Annotated in this window: 22 protein-coding genes, 1 pseudogene and 1 other annotated feature; of the genes and pseudogenes, 7 read left to right on the top strand and 16 right to left on the bottom strand. The window is 55.0% G+C overall.

Features of this window, described 5'->3' with window-relative positions:
• Nucleotides 1-108: 108 nt before the first annotated feature.
• Nucleotides 109-372 carry a 30S ribosomal protein S20 gene (rpsT, locus tag ACFQW4_RS15405; RefSeq protein ID WP_036619798.1) on the top strand — a complete coding sequence of 88 codons (264 nt, stop codon included), beginning with the start codon at nt 109-111 and terminating at the stop codon, nt 370-372.
• 53 nt (nt 373-425) lie between these two features.
• On the opposite strand, the pseudogene nhaR reads toward rpsT, so the two are convergent.
• The 4 genes and pseudogenes from nhaR to dnaK all read right to left on the bottom strand — a co-directional run bounded on the left by nhaR (nt 426) and on the right by dnaK (nt 5,916).
• Nucleotides 426-1,328, bottom strand: a pseudogene (gene nhaR / locus ACFQW4_RS15400) (transcriptional activator NhaR).
• A gap of 35 nt (nt 1,329-1,363) precedes the next feature.
• Nucleotides 1,364-2,542 (bottom strand): Na+/H+ antiporter NhaA, encoded by a 1,179-nt coding sequence (nhaA, locus tag ACFQW4_RS15395; protein WP_377726068.1) that lies wholly within the window; start codon nt 2,540-2,542, stop codon nt 1,364-1,366.
• A 231-nt stretch (nt 2,543-2,773) separates the two neighbouring features.
• Entirely contained in the window at nt 2,774-3,907 is a 1,134-nt protein-coding gene (gene dnaJ, locus ACFQW4_RS15390) for a molecular chaperone DnaJ (protein WP_377726066.1), read from the bottom strand.
• 104 nt (nt 3,908-4,011) lie between these two features.
• Complete coding sequence (gene dnaK, locus ACFQW4_RS15385; RefSeq protein ID WP_101762153.1) at nt 4,012-5,916, bottom strand: molecular chaperone DnaK; 1,905 nt, start codon at nt 5,914-5,916, stop codon at nt 4,012-4,014.
• Nucleotides 5,917-6,216: 300 nt separating this feature from the next.
• On the opposite strand from dnaK, the gene satP reads away from it, so the two are divergent.
• Entirely contained in the window at nt 6,217-6,777 is a 561-nt protein-coding gene (gene satP, locus ACFQW4_RS15380; RefSeq protein ID WP_354467070.1) for an acetate uptake transporter, read from the top strand.
• A 38-nt stretch (nt 6,778-6,815) separates the two neighbouring features.
• On the opposite strand, the gene ACFQW4_RS15375 is transcribed toward satP, so the two are convergent.
• The 3 genes from ACFQW4_RS15375 to tal all read right to left on the bottom strand — a co-directional run bounded on the left by ACFQW4_RS15375 (nt 6,816) and on the right by tal (nt 9,898).
• Nucleotides 6,816-8,126 (bottom strand): MFS transporter, encoded by a 1,311-nt coding sequence (locus ACFQW4_RS15375; RefSeq protein ID WP_377726063.1) that lies wholly within the window; start codon nt 8,124-8,126, stop codon nt 6,816-6,818.
• A 110-nt stretch (nt 8,127-8,236) separates the two neighbouring features.
• Entirely contained in the window at nt 8,237-8,824 is a 588-nt protein-coding gene (mog, locus tag ACFQW4_RS15370; RefSeq protein ID WP_101762156.1) for a molybdopterin adenylyltransferase, read from the bottom strand.
• Nucleotides 8,825-8,944: 120 nt separating this feature from the next.
• Nucleotides 8,945-9,898, bottom strand: coding sequence for a transaldolase (tal, locus tag ACFQW4_RS15365; RefSeq protein ID WP_101762157.1), 954 nt, complete (start codon nt 9,896-9,898; stop codon nt 8,945-8,947).
• A 212-nt stretch (nt 9,899-10,110) separates the two neighbouring features.
• Here tal and yaaA point away from each other — a divergent pair, with 212 nt between their 5' ends.
• The gene (yaaA, locus tag ACFQW4_RS15360; RefSeq protein ID WP_101762158.1) at nt 10,111-10,887 is read left to right on the top strand and encodes a peroxide stress protein YaaA; all 777 of its coding nucleotides are present in this window, start codon (nt 10,111-10,113) and stop codon (nt 10,885-10,887) included.
• A 178-nt stretch (nt 10,888-11,065) separates the two neighbouring features.
• Here yaaA and thrC read toward each other — a convergent pair whose 3' ends face one another.
• From thrC to ACFQW4_RS15335, 5 genes are all read right to left on the bottom strand, one after another.
• Nucleotides 11,066-12,349, bottom strand: a complete 1,284-nt coding sequence (thrC, locus tag ACFQW4_RS15355; protein ID WP_008108676.1) for a threonine synthase — start codon at nt 12,347-12,349, stop codon at nt 11,066-11,068.
• A 3-nt stretch (nt 12,350-12,352) separates the two neighbouring features.
• A complete protein-coding gene (thrB, locus tag ACFQW4_RS15350) occupies nt 12,353-13,282 on the bottom strand; it encodes a homoserine kinase (RefSeq protein WP_137386843.1) in 930 nt (309 codons plus the stop codon).
• A 2-nt stretch (nt 13,283-13,284) separates the two neighbouring features.
• Nucleotides 13,285-15,747 carry a bifunctional aspartate kinase/homoserine dehydrogenase I gene (thrA, locus tag ACFQW4_RS15345; RefSeq protein WP_110867500.1) on the bottom strand — a complete coding sequence of 821 codons (2,463 nt, stop codon included), beginning with the start codon at nt 15,745-15,747 and terminating at the stop codon, nt 13,285-13,287.
• A 26-nt stretch (nt 15,748-15,773) separates the two neighbouring features.
• Nucleotides 15,774-15,896, bottom strand: a sequence feature (Thr leader region).
• A complete protein-coding gene (gene thrL, locus ACFQW4_RS15340; RefSeq protein WP_071531027.1) occupies nt 15,832-15,903 on the bottom strand; it encodes a thr operon leader peptide in 72 nt (23 codons plus the stop codon). (Overlaps the previous feature by 65 nt.)
• Before the next feature lie 189 nt (nt 15,904-16,092).
• Nucleotides 16,093-16,797 (bottom strand): tRNA/rRNA methyltransferase, encoded by a 705-nt coding sequence (locus ACFQW4_RS15335; RefSeq protein WP_377726059.1) that lies wholly within the window; start codon nt 16,795-16,797, stop codon nt 16,093-16,095.
• A 589-nt stretch (nt 16,798-17,386) separates the two neighbouring features.
• Here ACFQW4_RS15335 and arcA point away from each other — a divergent pair.
• On the top strand, nt 17,387-18,103 hold the full coding sequence (gene arcA / locus ACFQW4_RS15330; RefSeq protein WP_008108686.1) for a two-component system response regulator ArcA: 717 nt from the start codon (nt 17,387-17,389) through the stop codon (nt 18,101-18,103).
• Nucleotides 18,104-18,149: 46 nt separating this feature from the next.
• Here the strand turns inward: arcA and creA are convergent, their stop codons facing one another.
• Nucleotides 18,150-18,623 (bottom strand): protein CreA, encoded by a 474-nt coding sequence (gene creA, locus ACFQW4_RS15325; RefSeq protein ID WP_101762161.1) that lies wholly within the window; start codon nt 18,621-18,623, stop codon nt 18,150-18,152.
• 194 nt (nt 18,624-18,817) lie between these two features.
• On the opposite strand from creA, the gene robA reads away from it, so the two are divergent.
• A complete protein-coding gene (gene robA, locus ACFQW4_RS15320; RefSeq protein ID WP_110867499.1) occupies nt 18,818-19,696 on the top strand; it encodes an MDR efflux pump AcrAB transcriptional activator RobA in 879 nt (292 codons plus the stop codon).
• A gap of 40 nt (nt 19,697-19,736) precedes the next feature.
• Here the strand turns inward: robA and gpmB are convergent, their stop codons facing one another.
• The gene (gene gpmB / locus ACFQW4_RS15315) at nt 19,737-20,384 is read right to left on the bottom strand and encodes a 2,3-diphosphoglycerate-dependent phosphoglycerate mutase GpmB (protein WP_101762163.1); all 648 of its coding nucleotides are present in this window, start codon (nt 20,382-20,384) and stop codon (nt 19,737-19,739) included.
• Between the two features lie 51 nt (nt 20,385-20,435).
• On the opposite strand from gpmB, the gene yjjX reads away from it, so the two are divergent.
• The gene (yjjX, locus tag ACFQW4_RS15310; RefSeq protein WP_101762164.1) at nt 20,436-20,957 is read left to right on the top strand and encodes an inosine/xanthosine triphosphatase; all 522 of its coding nucleotides are present in this window, start codon (nt 20,436-20,438) and stop codon (nt 20,955-20,957) included.
• Here yjjX and trpR read toward each other — a convergent pair.
• Nucleotides 20,954-21,277, bottom strand: coding sequence for a trp operon repressor (trpR, locus tag ACFQW4_RS15305; protein ID WP_101762165.1), 324 nt, complete (start codon nt 21,275-21,277; stop codon nt 20,954-20,956). The genes yjjX and trpR overlap by 4 nt on opposite strands.
• Before the next feature lie 44 nt (nt 21,278-21,321).
• Nucleotides 21,322-23,241: a murein transglycosylase gene (gene sltY, locus ACFQW4_RS15300; RefSeq protein WP_377726055.1), complete on the bottom strand. Its 1,920-nt coding sequence runs from the start codon at nt 23,239-23,241 to the stop codon at nt 21,322-21,324.
• Between the two features lie 258 nt (nt 23,242-23,499).
• On the opposite strand from sltY, the gene atzF reads away from it, so the two are divergent.
• Nucleotides 23,500-25,296, top strand: coding sequence for an allophanate hydrolase (atzF, locus tag ACFQW4_RS15295; protein ID WP_377726053.1), 1,797 nt, complete (start codon nt 23,500-23,502; stop codon nt 25,294-25,296).
• Nucleotide 25,297 lies beyond the last annotated feature (1 nt).

Raw genomic sequence — 25,297 nt, 5'->3', positions numbered from 1 at the left:
TTTTTAAAACGACGCTTATTTGCACAAATCCATTGACATAAGAAGGCGCAAAAGGCATAGTCCTCGGCCTTTGATTTGTCCATATAGATCACATTTGGGAGTTGGACCTTGGCTAATATCAAATCAGCTAAGAAACGCGCCGTAACATCTGAGAAACGTCGCAAGCATAACGCAAGCAACCGTTCAATGATGCGTACTTTCATCAAGAAAGTATACGCGGCTATCGCAACAGGCGACAAAGCTGCTGCGCAGAACGCATTCAACGAAATGCAACCACTCGTGGACCGTCAGGCTGCTAAAGGTCTGATCCACAAAAACAAAGCTGCACGTCATAAAGCAAACCTGACTGCTCAGATCAACAAACTGGCTTAATCGCCCGTCTGTTAATCGCTTTGTAAAAAAGAACCGGCGTTTAGCCGGTTTTTTTATGCCTGCAATTCAGGGGTAAACAGCGCACTAAAGTCGCGATGGCAGATCCGCTGTACCGCCGGATGCTGAATCATCCGTTCGGCAAAGATCACGTGATACTCCTCCATCACCGCATCCAACCGCCCAATCTCTTTGATGGCGTCATCCCGGTAAATCTCGTCGCCATACAGCGTCGGAGCCACAAATATCGCGTTGTTAAGCGCACCAAAAGCTTTCATTAATGCCGCATCATCAAACTCGCCCAGAATCTCCACTTGCAATCCCTAGCTGTGAATCCAGTTCAGCAGTTTGCGACCCAGCATCGAGCGACGCCCCGGAATCAGCAAACGCCGCTCTTCCAGGCTGGCAGGAAACGGCAGCGTCGGTAACGGTGTGTTGCACCAGAAGCTGATCGGACACTCGCCCAGCTTGACCGAAAACAGCCCTTCCTGCTGAGTCGAATCAATTGGGCAATCGGAAAGAATCATATCCAGCTTGTGCTGGCTTAACTGTTCCAGCAGCATCTCGTGCGTTGATTCAAAGCAGCGCAGATGGATTCCCTCTTCAGCCACCACCGCAGCCTGCAGCACCTTGCTCACCAGTTGCTTAGACAAGGCATCCGCTACGCCAACATCAAACAGCAGATGCGACTCTTTGCGGTAGTTAACGATATCGAGCATCTCCTGGCTCAGCATGAACATGCGGTCGGCATAGCGAAACACCAGTTGGCCAAGTTCCGTCGGCACTGAACCGCGCCCCTGACGACGAAACAGCACGCCGCCGAGTTGCTCTTCCAGCGATTTAATCTGGCCAGTGACCGTCTGTGGCGCCAGGCACAGCACATCCGCAGCGCGCACTACCGAACCGGCTTTACACACCTGCCAGAAATAGTAGAGATGATTAAAGTTGAGCTGATTCATCGGCAAAAAAGGAGGCTTTCGCCCCCTTCCTCTTTTTAACGCAGTTTGATGCGCAGCAGCGTGTAACCAATCACCGCTGAGAGCAGCGAGCCACTGAGAATCCCCAGCTTGGAGAAGGTCACCAGTTGCTCATGGGCGGCATCAAACGCCAGCGAACTGATAAAGATTGACATGGTGAAGCCGATACCGCACAGCACACCAATCGCCATGATATCGCGTATCGTGGTGCCCGGCGGCAACACCGCCAGCCGCCACTTCACCGCCAGCCAGCAGAACAGCGTGATACCCAACGGTTTACCAATCAGCAAGCCGAGAATGATGCCCAGCGGCTCTGGCGACAGCGTATCCATAAAGGTGATGCCGCTCAGCGAAATGCCGGCGTTGGCAAAAGCGAACAGCGGCAGAATCAGCCAGTTTACCCACGGCATTAAACCATGCGCCAGATGCTCTGCCGGAGAGTGGCCGTTCTTCTCTTCCAGCGGCACGAAGAAGCCAACAATCACGCCCGCTAACGTTGCGTGCACACCCGATTTGAGCACCGCCGTCCACAGCACAATGCCGACCAACATATAGATGGCAATGTTACGCACGCCACAACGATTGAGAATCGCCAGCAGCACAATCGCACCTGCCGCCACGCTCAGCGACAGCACGGAGAGATCGCTGGTGTAGAACAGCGCGATAATCACGATAGCGCCGAGATCATCAATAATCGCCAGCGCCATCAGGAACACTTTCAGCGCGGTTGGCACGCGGCTGCCCAACAGTGCCAGCACGCCCAAAGCAAAGGCGATATCAGTAGCAGTAGGAATTGCCCAGCCGTTACGTGCAATAGGATCGCCATAATTAAGCAGCAGGAAAATCAGTCCCGGCATAACCATGCCGCCAATTGCCGCAATCACCGGGAAAATGGCGCGATCGCGGCTGGCAAGTTCACCGGTGATTAGTTCACGTTTCACTTCCAAACCAATCAGCAGGAAGAACAGCGCCATCATGGCATCGTTGATCCACAGCAGCAGGTTTTTGCTGATGTCTAATGCACCGAAGCGAATCTGCACCGGCTCGGCGAGAAACGATTGATAAGCTTGAGCGGTTTCCGCGCTGTTAGCCAAAATCATTGCCGCGACGGCCGCCAGAATCAGCACCATGCCGTTGCTGGCATCGCTGGCAATAAAGCTTTTCAGTAAGCTTCGAAGAGAACGGGGTTTGTTCACAACTCCTCCTGAGTAGAGACATTTAGGCTGAGAAGTGTAGCGACTCAAACACCTCGTTAAAAGCAGCTTATGTCTCGTTAACGACTCGATAATACCGATGCATTACGAAAGGGTTTCTGCTTTTATCTCACGCCAGGCAGATTGAGCTTATATCAGGAGCGACGCGTTGGCGGGAAAACATAAAAAAAGCGGAGAGTTTCCTCTCCGCTTTATTAAGCATGCCAGACGGGATTAACGTGTTAAATCGTCAAAAAACTTCTTCACGCCGTCGAGGAAGCTTTTGGAGCGCGGGCTGTTTTTCTCACCGCTCGGGCCGCCAAAACTCTCTTCCAGTTCACGCAGTAACGCTTTCTGTTTGTCATTGAGGCTAACTGGCGTTTCCACCACCACACGACACAGCAAATCGCCTACCGCACCACCACGCACCGATTTCACGCCTTTACCGCGCATGCGGAACAGCTTGCCAGTTTGCGTTTCAGAAGGCACTTTCAGGTTCACACGTCCATCAAGCGTCGGCACTTCAATCTCGCCACCCAATGCTGCCATCGCAAAGTTAATCGGCACTTCGCAATACAGGTTATTATCTTCGCGCTCGAAGATCGGGTGCTTTTTCACCGAAACCTGAACGTACAGATCGCCCGCTGGTGCGCCCTGTTCGCCCGCTTCACCTTCGCCGGTCAGACGAATGCGATCGCCGGTATCCACGCCTGCTGGAATTTTCACCGACAGGGTTTTACTGCGCTCAACGCGACCGTGACCATGACAAGCATGGCACGGATCTTTGATCACTGAACCGCGACCGTGACAGGTCGGACACGCCTGCTGCACAGTGAAGAAGCCCTGACGCATCTGCACCTGGCCTGCGCCGTGACAGGTATGACAGGTCTGCGGTTTGGTCCCCGCTTTCGCGCCGCTGCCGTGGCAGACATCGCACTCTTCCAGTGTTGGAATGCGGATCTCTTTGGTCACGCCGCGTACCGCTTCTTCCAGCGTTAGCTCCATGTTGTAGCGTAAATCGGCGCCACGTGCGGCACGCTGACGGCGGCCACCACCAAAAATATCGCCAAATACGTCGCCAAAGATATCGCTGAAGTCAGCGCCGCCGCCGCCGAAGCCACCACCGCCGCCCATGCCGCCTTGTTCAAAGGCTGCGTGACCATATTGGTCGTAGGCCGCACGCTTCTGTGCGTCGGTCAGAATTTCGTAGGCTTCCTTAATTTCTTTAAACTTCGCTTCGGCTTCTTTATTGTCCGGATTACGGTCCGGATGGTATTTCATCGCCAGGCGCTTATAAGCCTTTTTGATTTCACGCTCATCTGCGGATTTAGAGACGCCTAAGATCTCGTATAAATCACTCTTAGCCATATTTGTTCTGCCCTTAACATGATCGCACGGGCGTGGAGAGATCTCCTACGCCCGTGCTGGTTTCAACGGCTGTCAGGCCAGCCGTCGCGCCCGGTCAGGGGCAATTATTTTTTGTCTTTAACTTCTTCGAACTCAGCGTCGACAACGTCGTCTTCTTTCTGTGCAGAAGCATCGCCTGCATCAGCTGCCTGACCCTGCTGCTGTGCCAGCTCCATCAGTTTGCTGGACACTTCCATCAATGCCTGCATTTTGGCTTCGATTTCTGCTTTGTCTTCGCCTTTCAGCGCGGTGTTCAGCTCGGTCAACGCAGCTTCGATTGGCGCTTTGTCGTCAGCAGACAGTTTGTCGCCCGCTTCGTCCAGCTGCTTACGGGTGCTGTGCGAAATCTGATCGCCCTGGTTACGGGTCTGAACCAGCTCTTCGAACTTGCGGTCAGACTCGGCGTTCGCTTCCGCGTCACGCACCATTTTTTCGATCTCTTCTTCATTCAGACCAGAAGAAGCCTTGATGGTGATCTTCTGCTCTTTACCGCTGTTTTTGTCTTTCGCAGACACGTGCAGGATACCATCTGCATCGATATCGAAGGTGACTTCGATCTGCGGCATACCGCGCGGTGCAGCCTGGATACCGTCGAGGTTGAACTGGCCCAAGGATTTGTTATCGCCTGAACGCTTGCGCTCACCCTGCAGCACGTGAATGGTCACGGCAGACTGATTGTCTTCAGCGGTAGAGAACACCTGGCTGTGCTTGGTTGGGATGGTGGTGTTCTTGCTAATCAGCGAAGTCATCACGCCGCCCATGGTTTCGATACCCAGCGACAGTGGAGTCACGTCCAGCAGCAGAACGTCTTTCACTTCACCCGCCAACACGCCGCCCTGAACCGCAGCACCCACGGCTACCGCTTCATCCGGGTTCACATCTTTACGTGGCTCTTTACCAAAGAACTCAGTCACTTTCGCCTGAACCATTGGCATACGCGTTTGACCGCCCACCAGGATCACGTCGTTGATGTCTGAAACAGACAGACCCGCATCCTGCAGAGCCACTTTCAACGGCTCGATAGAGCGAGAAACAAGGTCTTCAACCAGTGATTCCAGTTTCGCACGTGTTACTTTGATGTTCAGGTGCTTAGGACCGGTCGCATCCGCCGTGATGTACGGCAGGTTAACGTCGGTCTGCTGTGCTGAGGACAGCTCGATCTTGGCTTTCTCTGCCGCTTCTTTCAGACGCTGCATGGCCAGCGGATCGTTGTGCAGATCGATGCCCTGATCTTTCTTAAATTCAGCCACCAGATAGTTAATCAGACGGCTATCGAAGTCTTCACCACCAAGGTGGGTATCACCGTTGGTTGCCAGAACTTCAAAGGTTTTCTCGCCATCAACGTCATCGATCTCAATGATTGAGATATCGAAAGTACCACCGCCCAGGTCGTATACCGCGATGGTGCGGTTGCCCTGACCTTTATCCAGGCCGTAAGCCAGTGCAGCTGCGGTTGGTTCGTTGATGATACGTTTTACTTCCAGACCCGCGATACGGCCGGCGTCTTTGGTCGCCTGACGCTGCGCATCGTTGAAGTAAGCTGGAACGGTAATAACCGCTTCAGTGACGGCTTCACCGAGGAAATCTTCCGCGGTTTTCTTCATCTTTTTCAGCACTTCAGCAGAAATCTGCGGCGGTGCCATTTTCTGGCCTTTTACGTCCAGCCATGCGTCGCCGTTATCTGCGCCGATGATTTTGTACGGCATAATTTTAATATCACGCTGTACTTCTTCGTCCTGGAAGCGACGGCCAATCAGGCGCTTGATCGCAAACAGGGTGTTCTGCGGGTTGGTCACAGACTGACGTTTAGCCGGTTGACCCACCAGAGTTTCGCCATCCTGTGCATACGCAATGATCGACGGCGTGGTGCGATCGCCTTCGGCGTTTTCCAGTACGCGTGCTTTACCACCATCCATAACTGCAACACATGAGTTGGTTGTACCCAAGTCAATACCAATAATCTTGCCCATCTAAACGTCTCCTACTTAAATTCTTTGCCAATTTGGGTTGTGAAACAGAGATGCGGTCAAACTGACCACTTTCAACTGCTGAAGCAGGCTTTTTTTGCTGCCTCACAACGCTCGATGACAAGTAAATGGGGCCGGTTCGATGCGCATCAAGGGTTAAAACTAAAAAAAATTTCATTCTCTCGTCGATTCAGATCAAAGTTGGGCAAAAAGAGGCCGCTTATTATGCAGCGCCTCGCGCCCCCAGCGGTTTGCGCGGGTGTAAAACACGAACAACATCTTCAACGCTGCTTCTGAGGAATTATGAGCAATACCACGCTGGCGAATCCCGCCCCGTTGGGCCTGATGGGATTCGGTATGACCACCATCCTGCTCAACTTACACAACACCGGCCTGTTTGCGATGGATGTGATCATCCTGGCGATGGGGATTTTCTACGGCGGCATCGCGCAAATTTTTGCCGGGCTGCTGGAATATAAGAAAGGCAACACCTTCGGGCTGACCGCCTTTACCTCTTACGGCAGCTTCTGGTTAACGTTGGTGGCAATTCTGCTGCTGCCGAAACTGGGGCTGGCAGAGGCGGCCGACGGCCACTTCCTTGGCGCGTATCTCGCGCTGTGGGGCGTGTTCACTGCATTCCTGTTTTTCGGCACGCTGAAGTCACCGAAAATGCTGCAGTTCATCTTCGCCAGCCTGACGCTGCTGTTTGCGCTGCTGGCTATCGGCCACCTGACCGACAACGCGGGGTTGCTGCGCGTTGCCGGCTGGATTGGCATTATTTGCGGTTTGAGTGCGTTCTATCTGGCGATGGGCGAAGTGCTGAACGAGAAGTTTGGTCGTACGGTATTGCCGATTGGCGAGTGACAAATGAATAGCGGAGCTGTTTGGCTCCGCTTTTTGCATTATGACGAGTGCAGCGACATATCTAACTGCGCATACTGCTGACGGCTATCGCGCCACAGCCAGATTCCCACCATAAAGCCAATTATCGCCAGCGCCAGCACATACCAGGCAGGCGCCATTGGCGTCAGGCTCATCATCAGCGTTACGCTAATCGGCGTCAGACCACCGAAAATCGCGTAAGCAACATTGTACGAGAATGAGATGCCGGTAAAGCGCACCGCCGCCGGGAATGCGCGCACCATCACAAACGGCACTACACCGACGACCCCCACGCTCAGGCCCGCTAAACCGTACCAAACAAACAGCATTTCCGGCGTGCTACTTAACTGATGGAAGAAGTTCCAGCTGCCGATCGCCAGCAGTATTGAACCGACGATCAGCGAACGCGCCGCGCCGAAGCGATCCACCAGCCATCCGGCGATAACACAACCCAGCAGCAGCATAATGGTGGCGAAGCTGTTGGCCTGCAGACTGAGCGCGGCGGGAATGCCATGCTGTTTTTGCATCAGCGTCGGCGCCATCAAAATCACCACCACAATGCAGGCCGACAGAAGCCAGGTGAGCAGCATCGAAATTACGATGCCTCGCTTATGGCTGGCGAAAATGGTTTGCAGCGGCATTTTTTCTGCCAGCGCTTTACGCTGCTGCATCTGCTGGAACACCGGGGTTTCATGCAGCCAGCGACGCAGATACATCGCCAGCAAGCCAAACACACCGCCGAGGAAGAAAGGAATGCGCCAGCCATGATCGCGCATCGCAGCCGGTGACAGCGTGGTGTTCAGCACCGTTGCCACCAGCGAACCGAGCAGAATCCCTGCGGTTAAGCCTGCGGTCAGCGTGCCGCAGGCAAAACCAATGCGTTTTTCAGGCACATGTTCGGCGACAAACACCCACGCGCCAGGCACTTCACCGCCGATAGCCGCGCCTTGCAGCACGCGCATTAGCAGCATCAATAACGGCGCAGCGATGCCAATGCTGGCATAAGTGGGCAATGCGCCCATCGCCAACGTCGGCAGCGCCATCAGCAGAATACTGAGGCTGAACATCTTCTTACGCCCCACTTTGTCACCAAAGTGCGCCATGATAATGCCGCCTAACGGACGCGCCAGATAACCCGCAGCAAAGATGGCGAAAGTCTGCACCTGACGCAACCATTCAGGAATGTCAGGCGGGAAGAACAGTTCGCCAATCACGGCGGCAAAGAAGACGAAGATAATGAAGTCGTAGAATTCCAGCGCCCCACCAAGGGCGGCCAGCGACAGGGTTTTGTAATCCTGCCCGTTGAGTCGGCGCGTTGCGTGCGTATCCATAATCCAGCGGTATCCAGAGGCAAAACAACTTATGTAAAGATTGAATTACTATACCGTCAATATTTTGCCACACCAGTGCCGCTGGATTTTATGCCTGAAAATGCCGATTTTTAGTCATTTGTCTCACGACGGGCGCTTTTGGGGCGAAAAGCTGCTACCACATCGGCATGAGTTTCCACATACGGCCCTTCCAGTAGCTGTAAACAATAAGGTACAGCGGCAAAAATCCCCGGCACCTTTACCGTTCCATCTTCCGCTTTCAGCCCTTCCAGCGTCTCTTTAATGGATTTTGGCTGGCCCGGCAGATTGAGGATCAGCGACTGCTTGCGGATCACGCCAACCTGGCGAGACAAAATAGCGGTCGGCACAAATTGCAGGCTAATTTGGCGCATCTGCTCGCCGAAGCCCGGCATTTCACGGTCGGCAACCGCCAATGTGGCATCTGGCGTCACATCACGCCGCGCCGGTCCGGTGCCGCCGGTGGTGAGGACCAAATTGCAGAACAGCTCATCGACCAGCTCGCAAATCGCCTGCTCAATCATTGGCTGCTCATCCGGCACCAGACGCGTTTCAATTTCAAACGGCGTAGCCAGCGCGGCGGTGAGCCAGCTCTCTAACGCCGGAATGCCCTGATCCTGATAGATGCCGTTAGCAGCACGATCGGAAACGGAAATTAATCCAATTCGTAAAGTATCCATAGAGTTATCGCTGTGGTTAGCTGCATGGCAGCAAATGACGTGAGTAGTTAGAAGGATAATACAAGAAGCGGGGGAAAAAACGTAAAACCGTGGCAGCGGTTGCCGCCACGGCCAATCACCTTACAGCAGCTCGGCGATCATCTTCTCAAGTTTGCCCTGATCGATGGCAAAGTTGCGGATACCTTCAGCCAGTTTGGTAACGGCCATTGGATCCTGGTTGTGCTGCCAGAAGAACTCAGCTTCGGTCATCTTCGCTGGACGCGCTTTCACTTCGCCGGTGTAGCTCAGCTTACGCTCAACGGTGCCTTCGCTCTCAGCCAGCTCTTTCAGCAGGCCCGGAGAGATGGTCAGACGGTCGCAGCCAGCCAGCTCAATGATTTCACCAACGTTACGGAAGCTTGCGCCCATTACCACGGTTTCATAACCGTGCTGCTTGTAGTAGCTGTAGATTTCAGCCACAGACACCACGCCTGGATCTTCGTGGGCTGCATACTCTTTCTTATCGGTGTTCTGCTTGTACCAGTCGAGGATACGGCCAACGAATGGAGAGATCAGGAACACGCCCGCTTCGGCACAGGCACGCGCCTGCGCGAAGGAGAACAGCAGCGTCAGGTTACAGTTGATACCTTCTTTTTCCAGCTGCTCAGCAGCACGAATGCCCTGCCAGGTTGACGCCAGTTTGATCAGGATACGGTCATTGCTGACGCCCGCATCGTTGTACAGTTTGATCAGGCTACGCGCTTTAGCGATGCTCGCTTCAGTGTCGTAAGAGAGGCGCGCATCGACTTCAGTCGAGATGCGACCAGGGATCAGTTTGAGAATTTCCAGACCAATGTTGACGGCCAGCTTGTCAGAAACCAGCGCCAGCTGATCTTCTTTGTTGCTGCTCTGCTGACGTGCCCAGGTAATGGCTTCGTCAATCAGTTTGCGGTATTCAGGGATTTGAGCGGCGTTGAGAATCAAAGAAGGGTTCGTGGTCGCGTCCTGCGGCTGGTAAAGTTTCATCGCCGCGATATCACCGGTGTCGGCGACCACAGTAGTCAGCTGACGCAAGGAAGTAAGTTTGTCCGTCATGGTTCTCTTTCTCTTAGGTTGACTGTCAGGGTGTAAAAGGCTGTTGCGATAATATCACGCACAAGTGACGGCGCAACACCACGAAGTGCCCTTTACGATAGCGCTAACAAATGGGAGCGATTTGCCGATCCATGCCGCTTTTTTGCTACACTCCTTGCGACATTTTCCCTTCAATTCCCTGATAAACCTGCGGGTCAAAGAGGACGTACACGATGCTGATGGTTATCTCACCAGCGAAGACACTGGACTATGAAAGCCCGCTGGCGACACAACGTTTTACCCAACCGGCGCTGTTAGAAAAATCACACCAATTAATTGACGTTGCGCGCGATCTTTCACCGGCGCAAATCAGCTCACTGATGGGCATTAGCGACAAGCTGGCGCACCTGAATGCCGATCGTTTTAACCAATGGCAGCCGCCCTTCTCGCTGGAGAATGCGCGTCAGGCGATCCTGGCGTTCAAAGGCGATGTGTATACCGGTTTGCAGGCCGAAACTTTTAGCGACGACGATTTTGACTTTGCCCAGCAGCATCTGCGCATGTTGTCGGGTCTTTACGGCCTGCTGCGCCCACTCGATTTGATGCAGCCTTATCGCCTGGAGATGGGCATTAAGCTGGCGAATCCGGCCGGGAAAGATCTCTACAGCTTTTGGGGCGATTTGCTGACTGAGAAGTTAAACGAGGCGATTGCTGAACAAGGCGACGATGTGCTGATCAATCTGGCATCTGATGAGTATTTCAAAGCCATCAAGCCGAAGAAACTCAACGCCGAACTGATCAAGCCGGTATTCCTGGATGAGAAGAATGGCAAATTTAAAGTCATCAGCTTCTACGCCAAGAAAGCGCGCGGTTTGATGAGCCGCTATGTGATTCAGAACCGCCTCACCAAGCCTGCGCAGTTGAAGAAGTTCGATGTGGATGGGTATTTCTTTGACGCGGCAGAAAGTAAAGATAACGAGCTGGTGTTTAAGCGCCGCGAGCAGAAATAGTTCAGCAAGCGCTGCAATGGATTGTGCTCGCTGCCCCCCTCCTCGGTCCTCCCCCATAAATGGGGGAGGAAGATGCTGCAATATGTGAGTTTGGAGGCTGCATGTGGCAGCGTCTCCTTCCCCCGCTAGCGGGGGAAGGCCGGGATGGGGGACAGCGAGCACTTACCCCAGTCAGCACTTACTTCAGCAAAAACGCCCGCAGCTCCGCGAAATCGCCTTTCAGGTTGTGCGACAGCAGCGGCAAATCGGCGCGCTCGGCCAGCTCTTTTGGCAGCGGCAGATCCTGACCCAGAATCTCATCCACGCTCTCTTTGAACTTCGCCGGATGCGCAGTCCCGAGGAACAGGCCATATTCGCCCTCCTGCAGGTTGTCGCGCAGCAAACGGTAAGCAATCGCCGCATGCGGTTCAGAGATATAGCCAATCTCTGCCAGCTCGCGCATGGTGGATTTGGTGGTTTCATCGGTTACCGCGCCGTACGCCAGATCGGTCAAACGCCAGGTTTTGCGGCGGAACAGCTCTTCCACGCGCGGCCAGTTGTTCGGCTGGCTGACATCCATGGCGTTCGACAGCGTTGCTACCGTGGCGTTTGGCTGCCATGCTCCGTTGCCGAGGAAACGCGGCACGGTATCGTTCGCGTTGGTCGCAGCGATAAAGCGCTTGATCGGCAGACCCAATGATTTCGCCAGCAGGCCAGCCGTTAAGTCACCGAAGTTACCGCTCGGCACCGACACCACCAGCTGATTGCGCTTCTCTTGTGGCAGCTGCGCTACCGCTTCGAAGTAGTAGCAAATCTGCGCCAGCAGACGGCTGATGTTGATGGAGTTCGCCGAGTTCAGGCCAATCGCCTTTTTCAGCTCTTCATCATCAAACGCCTGTTTCACCAACGCCTGACACGCATCGAAATCGCCTTCAACCGCGATGGTTTCGATGTTGCCGCCCAGCGTACAGAACAATTTCTCCTGCAGCGGGCTGATTTTGCCCTGCGGATAGAGAATCACCACGCGCACGTTTTCCATGCCGTAAAAGGCATGCGCCACGGCGGCGCCGGTATCGCCGGACGTGGCGGTCAGAATGGTGATCTGCTCATCCGCACCGCTCACATAGGAAAGCATCTGCGCCATAAAGCGGCCGCCAAAGTCTTTGAACGCCAGCGTTGGACCGTGGAACAGCTCGAGGCAAGCCACATCATCGCTGACCTTCGCCACCGGCGCCGGGAAAGCAAAGGCGTTTTTCACGCGCTCGGCCAGCTGATGCGCTGCAATTTCATCGCCAATGTAGGCAGAGAGAATTTTGCTGCTGCGGCTGACGAAATCCATCTCCAGCATGGCATCGATATCGGTCAGTTCGAATTCCGGCAGTTCGAGCGGGAAAAACAGCCCTTGCTGCGAGCCGAGGCCCTGTTTAACGGCCTGAGCAAAACTAACCTGCTCGTTGTGATCCTTAAGGTTGTAGAGTTTCATGCGTTATCCCAATTTACGTGCGCCAGCCGTATCAAGACGGCAGATGTGGACGAAACCTTCTTCATTCTGCAGATAGTGCTGGCTCAGCCAGTCTGCCATCCGCTGTGCCGTTGCCATCTCGTTGCAAACGGCGAAAAGTGTCGGGCCGGAGCCCGAAATGCCGCACGCCAGCGCGCCAATATCCTGCGCCGCTTTACGCGCATCGGCGAAGCCTGGCAGCAGTTTGGTGCGATACGGCTCGGCGATAACATCCTGCATAAGTTTAGCCGCCAGCCCAGGCTGACGCGTATGACAAGCGTGAATAAAGCCTGCCAGCAGGCGGCCATGCTTAATGGCATCCTCTTTGCGGTACTGTGCCGGCAGAATGGCACGCGCTTCGGCGGTGGAGACTTTAATCCCCGGATACGCCATCACCCACAGCCATTCGTCAAAGCACGGCACCTCCTGACTGATGATGCCGTTCTCTTCAATCATCAGCTGCACGCCGCCAAGGAAGCAGGGCGCAACGTTATCAAAGTGTACGCTGCCGGAAATACGCCCTTCCAGCTCGCCCATCAGCGCCAGCAGTTCGGTGTCATTGAGCGGTTTGCCGCAGAATTCGTTCATCGCCATCAAACCGGCAACCACCGAACAGGCGCTTGAGCCGAGTCCGGAACCAATCGGCATATTCTTTTCCAGCGTCATCGCCACCGGAACTTGTTTACCAATCGCCTGGCAAAAACGCTCCCAGCACTGATAAACGATGTTCTCCTGCGGATTGGTCGGCAGTTTGCTGACAAAACGCCCGGAGTTCACCAGGCTAAAGCTGTCGGCGGCTTCCACGGAAACGCAGTCACCTAGCAAGGTGCCATCCACCGGCGAAACCGCCGCGCCAAGCACATCAAAGCCGACGCTGACGTTACCTATCGAGGCCGGTGCATAAATTTTTACCATCATCAAACTCCCAACTTCCACGACAGCGTACGCAGCAGGTCAGCAAACACGCCCGCTGCTGTGACATCATTCCCTGCACCATATCCACGCAGAACCAGCGGGATTGGCTGATAGTAGCGGCTGTAGAATGCCAGCGCATTCTCACCGTTCTTCACTTTGTACAGCGGATCGTTGCCGTCCACCGCGTCAATCTTCACTTTGCAGACGCCACCCTCTTCAATCGCGCCGACGAAGCGTAATACTTTACCTTCGTCACGCGCTTTGGCAACGCGCGCGGCAAAGGCGTTATCCAGCTCCGGCAGACGTTGCATAAACTGCTCAACGTCGGCGATCTCCGTCAGGCTGGCGGGCAGCAGCGGTTCGATATCGATATCGCTAAGCTCCAGCTGATGCCCCGCTTCACGCGCCAGAATCAGCAGCTTACGCGCCACATCGGTGCCAGAAAGATCGTCACGTGGATCCGGCTCGGTAAAGCCCATCTCACGCGCCATTTTGGTCGCTTCCGACAGCGAAACGCCCTCATCAAGCTTGCCGAAGATAAAAGAGAGCGAGCCAGAGAGAATACCGGAGAACTTGATCAGTTCATCCCCGGCATTCATCAGGTTTTGCAGGTTTTCGATCACCGGCAAACCGGCACCAACGTTGGTGTCGTACAGGAACTTACGGCGCGATTTTGCTGCCGCTGCACGCATCTGCTGGTAATAATTCCACGACGACGTGTTGGCCTTTTTGTTCGGCGTGACGACATGGAAACCTTCGGCAAGGAAATCGGCATACTGATCGGCAACCGCCTGGCTGGAGGTACAATCGACGATCACCGGGTTTAGCAGATGATACTCTTTCACCAAACGCATCAGGCGACCGAGATTGAACGGCTCTTTGGCTTCGTTCAGTTCTGCCTTCCAGTTGCTGAGATCGATACCGTGTACGTTGGTCAACAGCGCCCGCGAGTTAGCGATGCCGCACACGCGCAGATCGATGTGCTTCTGTTTCAGCCACGTCTGCTGGCGATGCAGCTGATCCAGCAACGCTGCGCCCACACCGCCAACGCCGACCACGAACACTTCAATGACCTGATCGGTAGCGAACAGCATCTGATGCACCACTCGCACGCCGGTGGTGACTTCATCGTTGCTCACTACCACCGAGATGGAACGCTCAGACGAGCCCTGCGCAATCGCCACGATATTGATGTTGGCTCGCGCCAGCGCCGAGAAGAATTTAGCCGAGATGCCGCGCAGCGTACGCATGCCATCACCGACCACCGAGATCACCGCCAGCTGTTCCAGCACGTCCAGCGGATCGAGTAAGCCATCTTTCAACTCCAGATAGAACTCCTCTTCCAGCACGCGACGCGCACGCGCCTGCTCGCTTTGTGGTACGCAGAAGCTGATGCTGTATTCCGAAGAGGATTGGGTGATCAGCACCACGGAGATGCCGGTGCGTGACATTGCGGCGAAAACGCGCGCCGCCATGCCGACCATGCCTTTCATGCCCGGACCTGACACGTTGAACATCGCCATGTTATTCAGGTTAGTAATGCCTTTCACCGGATTCTCATCCAGCTCGCCTTCGCCACCAATTAAGGTGCCCGGCGCTTGCGGGTTAGCGGTGTTTTTGATCAGGCAAGGAATCTGGAACTGGGCGATGGGCGCGATGGTACGCGGGTGTAAGACTTTGGCGCCGAAGTAGGAGAGCTCCATTGCTTCCTGATACGACATCGATTTCAGTAAGCGCGCATCAGGTACCTGGCGCGGGTCGCAGGTATAAACGCCGTCAACATCGGTCCAGATTTCACAGCAATCAGCGCGCAAACACGCAGCCAACACGGCGGCGGAGTAGTCAGAACCGTTGCGGCCCAGCACCACCAGTTCGCCCTTCTCATTACCGGCGGTGAAACCGGCCATCAGGATAAAGTGATCGGCTGGGATCTGGCTGGCGGCGATGCGACGCGTGGATTCGGCGATATCAACGGTGGATTCAAGGTAATGACCAATCGCCAGCAGCTTCTCCACCGGATCGATAACGGTAACTTTGTGGCCGCGCGCCTGCAGCAGCGCTTCCATAATAGCAATCGACAGCTTTTCGCCACGGCAGATGATGGCGGCATTCACAGCGTCCGGACATTGGCCCAGCAAGCTGATGCCGTGCAGCACTTGTTTCAGCTGTGCAAATTCCAGTTCAACGCGGGTTTTCAGTCCGTCATAATCAAATCCCGGCTGCGCATCACGCAAGCCTTGCAACAGATCGGCAAAAATACGTTCGGCATCGCTGATATTCGGCAACGTGTCCAGGCCGCTGATGGTTTTCTCAATCATCGCCACCAGATGATTGGTAATTTTTGCTGGTGCAGAGAGTACGGTCGCAACCTGTCCCTGTTGTGCATTGCTTTCCAGAATATCCGCCACACGGAGAAAACGTTCCGCATTGGCTACTGAGGTTCCGCCGAATTTCAGCACTCGCATATTTGAAGCTCTCCTGAATTTTTGCCGAAAAAAAAGCCCGCACTGTTTAGGTGCGGGCTTTTTTCTTTGTTTTTCCTGTATGCGTCAGCCCGCACCGTTACCTGTGGTAATGGTGGTGGTAATAATAATTGTGGTGTTCAGGCTGAGTTTACGCATTTAGATTTTTTTCTGTCTGTCTTTGTCTTGTCCGTCTGCCTTCCAGAAGTAAAGCAAAGCGCACGTTAAGTCAACGAATTTGTCTTAGCCGCGCCGTCCCTGGCGTTGCGCAGTGCTGCGCTTGCTGAGGCAAAAATTATCGCGATCGTTCAGGAGATGCGGCGGATTGCCGCATCAGTCACTAGCATCTCAGGATTTATTCGAGCAATTATCTATAAGTTTTTTTTCTACGTCGTGTAACAAACGATGCAGCATGGCGCTGTCACGCTGTTCCAGCAGGCCGATGCGCTGATCGATCCAGTCCGCCATTTTGACGTCATCACTCACATCCAGCTTGACCAGCAACTGATGAAAGCGCTGGCGCAATGCCTGCAACTGCTGCTCATTCGCCACTTCTGCGGTCTCAGCCGCAATCTGATTGAGCGCCGACAGCTGATAGCAATACACCATCACTGCCTGACCGAGATTCAGCGACGGATAATCATTGGCCATCGGAATGCCGGTTAACAGATCGACCTGCTCCAGCTCTTCATTGGTTAAGCCGCTGTCTTCACGGCCAAACACCAACGCGATGCGGCTCAGCCATTGGCGCTTCTCCTGCAGGATGTTTTCAACCTGGCTGGGCGTAGCGTAATAGCGGAATTTCGCGCGGCTACGTGCGGTGGTCGCTACGGAAAAATCGACATCCTTGAGCGCCTCGCTCAGCGTGGCGTAGGTTTTGACGTTATCGAGGATCTCACCGGCGCCGTGCGCCACTCGGCGTGCTGCGGGATCTTGCCAGGCATCGCTGGCGACAATGCGCAGCTCGCTAAATCCCATGGTTTTCATAGCGCGAGCAGCCGCACCGATATTTTCCGGACGAGCGGGAGAGACAAGGATTAAGGGGAAATGCATGATTTTTCCATCGAACTGTTAACAACTCGCATTATGTTGGCATGCAGGAGAGAAAATACCAACTGCGGCTAGAGGAGAAAATAAGATGTTAACGATGTTAAAAGAGGGATAAATCCAGCTGTAGTGGAAATTAGCGGGCATAAGCAAAATTATCGGACCTATTGAATATAAAACCCTTTTCTTTCATATCATTGAAATATAATTTCCTGCGTGTTTTAGTTTTGGTTTTATAAGGACGAAATGTAGCAAAAATGCTGCATTTTGTGAGCTAAACTAGCAATCCTGGAGAAGTTTTTCATAAAAGTGTTAACGTGCTACACTTGCATTTGATATAAGTCAACGAAGCGTTGTTTTTATGCTTATCGGTTGTTGTTGGTGCTGTTAGGTTGCTGTTAATACGGTTAGGATGAGCGCCTGTCCGAGATCCTCGGGGCGTGCAAATATCCATCCTGACTGGCTGAGCTAACACTGAAGTTGACGTAGATGGATGGTGTATTCCGAAGATTATTTCGTATACCGGTTGCAGCACATTAGCGTAACCGACGTACGCCCTGTTTTCGATTTGTTGGCAAATTTTAGGTAGCGAAACATGCAGACCCCGCACATTCTTATCGTTGAAGACGAACTGGTCACGCGTAACACCCTCAAAAGTATCTTTGAGGCAGAAGGTTACGTGGTCTATGAAGCCACCGACGGCGCCGAGATGCATCAGGTTTTGACGGAAAATGACGTCAATCTGGTGATTATGGATATCAACCTGCCAGGTAAAAACGGTTTGCTGTTGGCGCGCGAATTGCGTGAGCAAGCAAACGTCGCGCTGATGTTCCTTACCGGCCGTGATAATGAAGTGGATAAAATCCTCGGTCTGGAAATCGGTGCCGATGATTACATCACCAAACCGTTCAACCCGCGTGAGTTGACGATTCGTGCACGCAATTTGCTGTCGCGCACCATGAATCTGGCGATGCCAAGTGAAGAACGCCGTACCGTTGAAAGCTATCGCTTCAACGGTTGGGAGCTGGATATCAACAGCCGCTCACTGATCAGTCCGAACGGCGACCAGTACAAGCTGCCGCGCAGTGAATTCCGCGCCATGCTGCACTTCTGTGAAAACCCTGGCAAAATCCAGACGCGTGGTGACTTGCTGAAGAAGATGACCGGCCGCGAGCTGAAGCCGCATGACCGTACCGTGGATGTCACCATCCGCCGCATCCGTAAGCATTTCGAATCCACGCCAGACACGCCAGAAATCATCGCCACCATTCACGGCGAAGGTTACCGCTTCTGCGGCGAACTGCAGGATTAAGCGTTGAAAGAAAAAACGCCCGTGAGGGCGTTTTTTTATGCCTGCATTAATGCCACGGCATAATCGGCACGGCGCTCAGCGCATTCTTCGGCGATCCATCCACCACCTTGTCGGAATAGCTTAGGTACACCAGCGCATGACGTTTTTGGTCAAAGAAGCGCACCACCTGCAGCTTCTTAAACACCAGTGATGTGCGTTTTTTGAACACCACTTCACCTTGCGCCTTGCCTTGTGCGATTTTCTCGCTAAGCTCTACCGGTCCCACCTGTTGACAGGAGATGGCCGCGTCGGACGTGTCTTCCGCCAAACCTAATCCCCCTTTAATACCGCCGGTTTTTGCCCGGCTGATATAACAGGTTACATTTTTTACGTCGGGGTCATCGAAGGCTTCTACCACGATCTTATGATCGGGGCCAAATATCTTGAATACCGTGTCAACTGAGCCGATCTCTTCGGCCTGAACGCCAGCACTGAATACATATGTTGCCAACGTGATTATAAGAATACGAGCTATTGTCATTGAGTTACCATTGCCAATCGAATAGATGAGAATGTAATGTACTGTCAATCGAACAGAGAACCAAACCTAAAAGGGTTTTAACCCGCTTTGACTTAGCACACTCGATTAGCAAACCGCCCCCACGCTTTTGTGCATTTCGTGCTATTATTCGACGACTTCATAGTTGCGCCACCAGAGAGTTATGAGGATGTTTTATGGACCAAGCCGGTATCATTCGCGATTTGCTTGTCTGGCTGGAGAGCCATCTGGATCAACCGCTTTCATTAGATAACGTTGCGCAGAAAGCAGGCTACTCCAAGTGGCATTTACAGCGGATGTTCAAGGAAGTAACCAGCCACGCGATTGGTGCGTACATTCGCGCGCGTCGGCTGTCGAAAGCCGCGGTGGCGCTTCGCCTGACCAGCCGCCCCATCCTCGACATCGCGTTACAATATCGCTTCGATTCGCAGCAGACCTTTACCCGTGCGTTTAAAAAGCAATTCAACCAAACGCCTGCCTGGTATCGTCGCTCATCGGAGTGGAACTCGTTTGGCATTCGCCCGCCAATTCGTCTCGACAATAACAGCATGCCGGAAGCGCAGTTTGTCACGCTGCCAGAAACGGTGTTGGTCGGCCAGACGCAGAGTTACTCCTGTACGCTGGAGCAGATTTCCAGCTATCGCGATGAGATGCGCCTGCATTTCTGGAAGCAGTTCCTGCTGGAAACCGACACGGTGCCGCCGGTGCTGTATGGCTTGCATCAGGTGCGCGCCAGCCATGAGAAAGATGATGAGCAGGAGATTCTTTACACCACTGCGGTGCCTGCCGATCAGCTGGCAAAAAGCATGCAGTCGAATCAGAGCGTGATTGTGGAAGCCGGTGATTACGTGCAGTTCACCTACAACGGTGCGCGCAGCGCGCTGGGTGAATTTATCCTGCTGCTGTACGGCACTTGTATGCCAACGCTGGGATTAGTGCGTCGTCAGGGACAGGACATCGAGCGTTTCTACACGCACGGGGGTAAAAAACGTAGCGAGCCGCCAACGGAAATCCGCTGCGAATACCTGATTCCGATTCGCCAACAGAATAACTAATAAAAAAATGCCGTCATCGCGACGGCATTTTTATTTTGGCTTAGCGTTGAAGCTCGTCTAACGCTGGCGCATCCAGATGCGACACATCGCCCGCCGTCTCAACTACCCAACCGGCCGCCAGCCACGCGCTCTGCTGATGATCCACGCGCGAGATCGAGCAATTCCGCAGACGCAAACGACGTTCCGCATGCGCAGGCAAACCGAGAATGGTACTGACCAACACGCCCAGCGCCATCCCGTGGCTGACAATCAGCGGACGGCTGCCGGCAGGCAGCTCCAGCAGTGCATTCAGCGCTTCGTGCATCCGCGTCGCCATCTCCGCCATCGATTCGCCACCCGGAATACGTCCAGCAGTGGTGCCATCCACCAGCGTTTTCCGCCAGTGTTCCTCTTCTTCGGTTAAGCCATCGAGTGGACGTTGTTCCAGGCAGCCCATATTGAGCTCGCGCAGACGCGCATCAAGCGTCACGGTGCAGCCACACGCATCGGCGATAATCTCTGCCGTACGCCGCGTCCGTCCCAAATCGCTGGCAATCACATGGGTAATGCCCAGCGATTTCACTCGCTCGCCCACTTGCTGAGCCTGCTGCTCACCTTTTTCCGTTAACGGGCTGTCAGACTGCCCCTGAATGCGCCGAGCCGCATTCCATACCGTTTCACCGTGACGAACAAGATAGACCTGTAGCATGCTTAATTTCCGTTATACTGCGACAAATTTGCCTCGAGGGTTCAAACAATTATGTACCATGTTGTCGCAGCCACCATCAACCCGGCAAAAATTCGCGCGATTGCTCAGGCGTTCAACGACGTTTTCGGCGAAGGATCCTGCCACATCGAAGGGGTTGAGGTCGAGAGCGGCGTCGCAGCCCAGCCACTTAGTGATGTTGAAACGCGAACTGGCGCACGTCAGCGGGTAGAGAACGCGCGTCAAACGCGTCCACGGGCCGATTACTGGGTGGCGATCGAAGCGGGAATCGAAGGCGATTGCGCCTTTGCCTGGATGGTGATTGAAAACGCGCAGCAGCGCGGAGAATCACGTTCGGCCAGCTTTACGCTGCCGCCGATTGTCGTGGCAGGCTTGGCTGCCGGGCATGAACTGGGTGATGAGATGGCACGCTTAACCGGCGTGGAGAATATCAAACACAAAGGTGGCGCGATTGGTGCCCTTACCCACGGCCTCCTGAGCCGCTCCAGCGTCTACCATCAGGCGCTGATTCTGGCGCTGTGTCCGTTCACCCATCCGCTCTACAGCCAGCGTTAACCGCGGCCAAGACGCGCTTCCAGCCAGCGTTTTAGCTCTGGCGGCGCCTCTTTCAGACTATTAGACCCGCGCGTAATGGTGGCGATGCCAACGCCCAACTCGTTCTTCAGTTCACGCTGGCTCATATCGCCGTTCATCAGCTCTTCAATAATGCGCAAACGCGTCCCGTAGGATTCACGTTCATCCGGCGTCATCATCAGTTGTAATAACGGCAGCGCCACGCCATCGGCAAAGGCATTTTGCATCAGTTCGATAAATCGCAGCCAGTTATCTTCAACAGGCTGAGCCGATTCCGGCTGGGAAGAAAGGGGTTGGCTCATGAAGGGCTTCCGTACTCATTAACGAGTACAGAAGCATAGCACAGTCAATACAGGCGATTCCACTCACTGTCGGCGAGAATCTTGTCCGGCTTGCCCATGAAGTAGCGGTAATAGGCATCGTAGGCCAGCACGTTTTTCACGTAGCCACGCGTTTCGGAGAACGGGATGGTTTCGATAAACGCCACCGCATCCAAATTACCGCCGCTGGTTTTCTGCCAGCTGCGCACGCGTCCCGGACCGGCATTATAGGCGGCCGAAGAGAAGATTCGGTTCTGACCAAACTGCTGATAGACATACTCCAGATACTGCGTACCGATCTGAATATTGGTCTGCGGATCCAGCAGCTGGCTGCTGTTCACATAGCCGGGAATGTTATACATCTTCACGGTATGCGTCGCCGTAGCGGGCATCACCTGCATCAATCCGCTGGCGCCCACCGGTGAACGCGCTTTCGGATTCCACGCGCTCTCCTGGCGTGAAATCGCCATCGCATAACTCTGCGGAATGCCTTTGTCGCTGGTGTATTGCTGGTAAAGGTTTTGCCATGCCAGCGGGAAGCGCTCTTTCAGGCTATCCCACATTTTCGCGGTGATGGTGGCCTGCACGCTGAGATCCCACCAATCCTGCTCGTTAGCGTAACGCGCCAGCATCTGCTGCTGCGAACGGGTTTTGCTGGAGATCAGATTGGCCCACTCGCTGCGTGCCAGGTTATCCAGCCCCCAATACATCAGCTCACGCACGCGCGCCATTTCCGCACCTTGCGTCACGCTGCTGTCGGCTGCCGGAGCTTTGTCGACCTGCAACGGATACTCCACGCCCAAACGCTGCGCCGCGACCATCGGATAGAAGCCGCGCGCCTGCATCAGCTTCCGCAGAATATCGTTGGCTTCCTCTTTACGGCCCTGCGAAATCAGCAGATCCGCCTGCCAGTATTGCCACTCATCTTTCTCTTTGGCTTCCACCGGCAAACGCGCGATCCAGGTATTGAGACCACGACGATCGTTCTGGCTCAGCGCCAGGCGTACGCGGCGCTCCACCAGCGCGGTAGATTCGCTGTTCATCACCACCGCATCACGCCAGCGCGCCTGCTCGCTGGTGAGATCCGCGCCCATCATGCGCCACACCACGGTCTCTTTCAGGTCCTGCTCATCGGCCTGGCTCATCTTCTGCGCCTGCACCAGCTGCGGGATCATCATGCGCGCGTTATCCATATCCTCACGCGCCACGCGGGCGAAGGCGTAGCTGGTCGCCATTCGGGTGAAATCGGTGGGTCCCATGCTGCTGGCAAAGGTGGTGACGGTTTGCGGATTCTGCTGCAGCGCAATCAGCGCGCTGGCGGTGGTTTGATAATCCGCCGGCAGCATTTTCGCCAGGTAATTCACCAGGCTGTCGTTACCGGCTTTCATCGCCAGACGAATACGCTCGAGAATGGTGATCGGCGAGAGTTGCCCGCTGGCTTGCCATACCGAAAACAGCTTGTCGCAGTCGTTCGGTAACGCAGTGCCGCGCAGCCAAATCTCTTTCGCACCGGCAAACGCCGCCTGCTGCTGGCCGGTCGCCCACTTAGCGTAATACCAGTTACAGCGCGCCTGCACCGGTTTCGGTTCATCCGGGCTGAAGCTGAGTACGCCCTGCCAATCCTGACGGTTCGCCAGCACATTCACAAAGCGCGTTGAGAGCGAGCGTGCCGGTGGCAGCGTAGGATACTGTTGAATAAAGTTCTTCACCGCCAGCGGCGTCTCTTGATCGAGATCCTGCGCCAGCAGGCGATATTGCAGATACGGGTAGAGCGGATAATCCTGCAGCGTCGGCATCAGCTGCGTCACCTGGTCCATCTGTTTGTTATCCCAGGCTTGCTTGATTTGCGCATAGCGCTGTCGCTGCTGATCCAGCGAATCGGCCCATACGCTGCTGGCCGTGCTGGCCAGACAGATCCCTAGCATCCAGTAACGCCACTTCTCCATTACGCTCTCCTCTCAGTGCTGCGATCCAGCTCATGCCAGATTTCTTTCATGCTAACCAGGCCAACCGTCTCTTGCCATGTTCTTCACAAAATTTACGCTCGCGCACCGCCGTTGCGCAGCGTTTGCGCCGCCGTTGTGCAATTTATCATCAGAAAAACGTATTACACATCAATTAACTACGCGGTTTCATCGGCTTACAAAAATGGCACGCGCTTTGCTCTGTTGAATTCCATCTTGTATACCAGTTGGAATTCACTCATGGCATCGACCTTTGGCTTTACGCTCCAGGATTGGCAACGCAGTTACCAACAGGATCCACAACAGATTACCGCCTTGCTGGCGGCTCATCTCGACGCCCTCGACGCGCAGGATAACGCGTGGCTCTATCTTGCCACGCCCGCGCAGCTGCAGGCACAGATTGAACCGCTGCTGGCGAGCTATCAGCGCAACCCGGCGGCGCTGCCGCTGTTTGGTGTGCCGTTTGCGGTAAAAGATAATATTGATGTCGCTGGCTGGCCGACCAGCGCCGCCTGCCCGGCCTTCACCTACACCGCCGAAGCCGATGCCTTTGTTGTCGCGCAACTCAAAGCAGCAGGCGCGGTGGTGATTGGCAAAACCAACCTCGACCAATACGCCACCGGCTTAGTCGGCACGCGTTCGCCGTTTGGTGCCGTGAGCAACACCTTCAATCCTGATTACGTCAGCGGCGGCTCCAGCTCCGGTTCTGCGTCGGTGCTGGCGCGCGGTCTGGTGGGCTTCTCGCTCGGCACCGACACCGCCGGTTCGGGCCGCGTGCCCGCCGGTTTCAACAACATCGTTGGCCTCAAGCCGACCAAAGGTTGGTTCTCTGCCAGCGGCGTGGTGCCGGCTTGCCGCCTCAATGACACCATTTCCGTGTTCGCGTTAACCGTCGAAGATGCCTTCGCGGTGGCCACCGCAGCGGGCGGCTACGACGCGGGCGATGCCTATTCGCGCAGCAATCCGCACACCGCGCCAGCCAGCTTCAAAGCGCAGCCCGATTTCGCCATTCCCGCCACGCCTGAATTCTTCGGCGACAAGCAAGCCGAAGCGGCTTGGCTGGCGGCGCTGGAGCAATTGCAGGCCGGCGGCGCCACGCTGCATCCGATCGATTTTTCCCTGTTCCATCAACTCGCCGAACAGCTCTATTACGGTCCGTGGGTTGCCGAACGCACCGTGGCGGTGGGCGAGATGATCAACCGCCCGGAAGAGATGGATCCGGTGGTGTACGGCATCGTCAGCAGCGGCCTGAAATACACCGCAGTCGAAGCCTATCAGGCGGAATACCTGCGCGCCGAACTGACGCGCCAGATTCAGCAAACGCTGGCGCAGTTCGATGCGCTGGTGGTGCCCACCTCGCCAACCATCCATACGCTGGACGAAATGCAGCAGGAGCCGGTGCACTACAACTCGCAGTTCGGCACCTACACCAATTTCACCAACCTGGCCGATCTCAGCGCGCTGGCGCTGCCTGCACCGTTCCGCGCCGATGGTTTGCCTGCCGGCATCACGCTGATTGCGCCTGCGTGGCACGATCACGCGCTGGCTGGTTTTGGCCTGCGCTGGCAGCAGCAGATGGCGCTGCCGCTCGGTGCCACCGGCAAGGCGCAGCCTGCTCAGCAAGGCGCATTGCCGGTTTCCGCCGATCACGTCCGCGTGGCGGTGGTGGGTGCGCATCTCACCGGCATGCCGCTCAACTTCCAGCTCACCACGCGCCAGGCGGTGCTGGTCGAAGAGACGCAAACCGCCAGCCATTACCGTCTGTTCGCCCTGCTCGATGGCCCGATTAAGAAGCCGGGCCTGCTGCGTAGCGACAGCGGTGCGGCAATCACCGTGGAACTGTGGGATATCCCGCTGGCGCGCTTTGGCGAGTTCGTGGCGGAAATCCCGGCCCCGCTCGGCATTGGCTCGCTGACGCTGGCCGACGGACGCATCGTCAAAGGCTTTATCTGTGAACCGGCGGTGCTGTCGCAGGCGCTGGAAATTACCGAATTTGGCGGCTGGCGCAACTGGCTGGCCTCTCTGGGGAGTAAATAAG

It is taken from the genome of Pantoea sp. GCM10028869, from assembly GCF_042666835.1.
Classification (GTDB): domain Bacteria; phylum Pseudomonadota; class Gammaproteobacteria; order Enterobacterales; family Enterobacteriaceae; genus Pantoea; species Pantoea leporis.
Note: the sequence above shows the minus strand (reverse complement) of the source record. Positions and strands in the feature narration are given on the sequence as shown.

What these genes read in the sequence shown, in the direction of transcription:
- ACFQW4_RS15375 (WP_377726063.1), bottom strand. Translation starts at nt 8,126, where the DNA reads ATGGATACGCACGCAACGCGCCGACTCAACGGGCAGGATTACAAAACC.
- thrB (WP_137386843.1), bottom strand. Translation starts at nt 13,282, where the DNA reads ATGGTAAAAATTTATGCACCGGCCTCGATAGGTAACGTCAGCGTCGGC.
- trpR (WP_101762165.1), bottom strand. Translation starts at nt 21,277, where the DNA reads ATGAGCCAACCCCTTTCTTCCCAGCCGGAATCGGCTCAGCCTGTTGAA.
- thrC (WP_008108676.1), bottom strand. Translation starts at nt 12,349, where the DNA reads ATGAAACTCTACAACCTTAAGGATCACAACGAGCAGGTTAGTTTTGCT.
- sltY (WP_377726055.1), bottom strand. Translation starts at nt 23,241, where the DNA reads ATGGAGAAGTGGCGTTACTGGATGCTAGGGATCTGTCTGGCCAGCACG.
- thrA (WP_110867500.1), bottom strand. Translation starts at nt 15,747, where the DNA reads ATGCGAGTGCTGAAATTCGGCGGAACCTCAGTAGCCAATGCGGAACGT.
- robA (WP_110867499.1), top strand. Translation starts at nt 18,818, where the DNA reads ATGGACCAAGCCGGTATCATTCGCGATTTGCTTGTCTGGCTGGAGAGC.
- yaaA (WP_101762158.1), top strand. Translation starts at nt 10,111, where the DNA reads ATGCTGATGGTTATCTCACCAGCGAAGACACTGGACTATGAAAGCCCG.
- creA (WP_101762161.1), bottom strand. Translation starts at nt 18,623, where the DNA reads ATGACAATAGCTCGTATTCTTATAATCACGTTGGCAACATATGTATTC.
- satP (WP_354467070.1), top strand. Translation starts at nt 6,217, where the DNA reads ATGAGCAATACCACGCTGGCGAATCCCGCCCCGTTGGGCCTGATGGGA.
- dnaJ (WP_377726066.1), bottom strand. Translation starts at nt 3,907, where the DNA reads ATGGCTAAGAGTGATTTATACGAGATCTTAGGCGTCTCTAAATCCGCA.
- mog (WP_101762156.1), bottom strand. Translation starts at nt 8,824, where the DNA reads ATGGATACTTTACGAATTGGATTAATTTCCGTTTCCGATCGTGCTGCT.
- ACFQW4_RS15335 (WP_377726059.1), bottom strand. Translation starts at nt 16,797, where the DNA reads ATGCATTTCCCCTTAATCCTTGTCTCTCCCGCTCGTCCGGAAAATATC.
- dnaK (WP_101762153.1), bottom strand. Translation starts at nt 5,916, where the DNA reads ATGGGCAAGATTATTGGTATTGACTTGGGTACAACCAACTCATGTGTT.
- tal (WP_101762157.1), bottom strand. Translation starts at nt 9,898, where the DNA reads ATGACGGACAAACTTACTTCCTTGCGTCAGCTGACTACTGTGGTCGCC.
- yjjX (WP_101762164.1), top strand. Translation starts at nt 20,436, where the DNA reads ATGTACCATGTTGTCGCAGCCACCATCAACCCGGCAAAAATTCGCGCG.
- atzF (WP_377726053.1), top strand. Translation starts at nt 23,500, where the DNA reads ATGGCATCGACCTTTGGCTTTACGCTCCAGGATTGGCAACGCAGTTAC.
- arcA (WP_008108686.1), top strand. Translation starts at nt 17,387, where the DNA reads ATGCAGACCCCGCACATTCTTATCGTTGAAGACGAACTGGTCACGCGT.
- gpmB (WP_101762163.1), bottom strand. Translation starts at nt 20,384, where the DNA reads ATGCTACAGGTCTATCTTGTTCGTCACGGTGAAACGGTATGGAATGCG.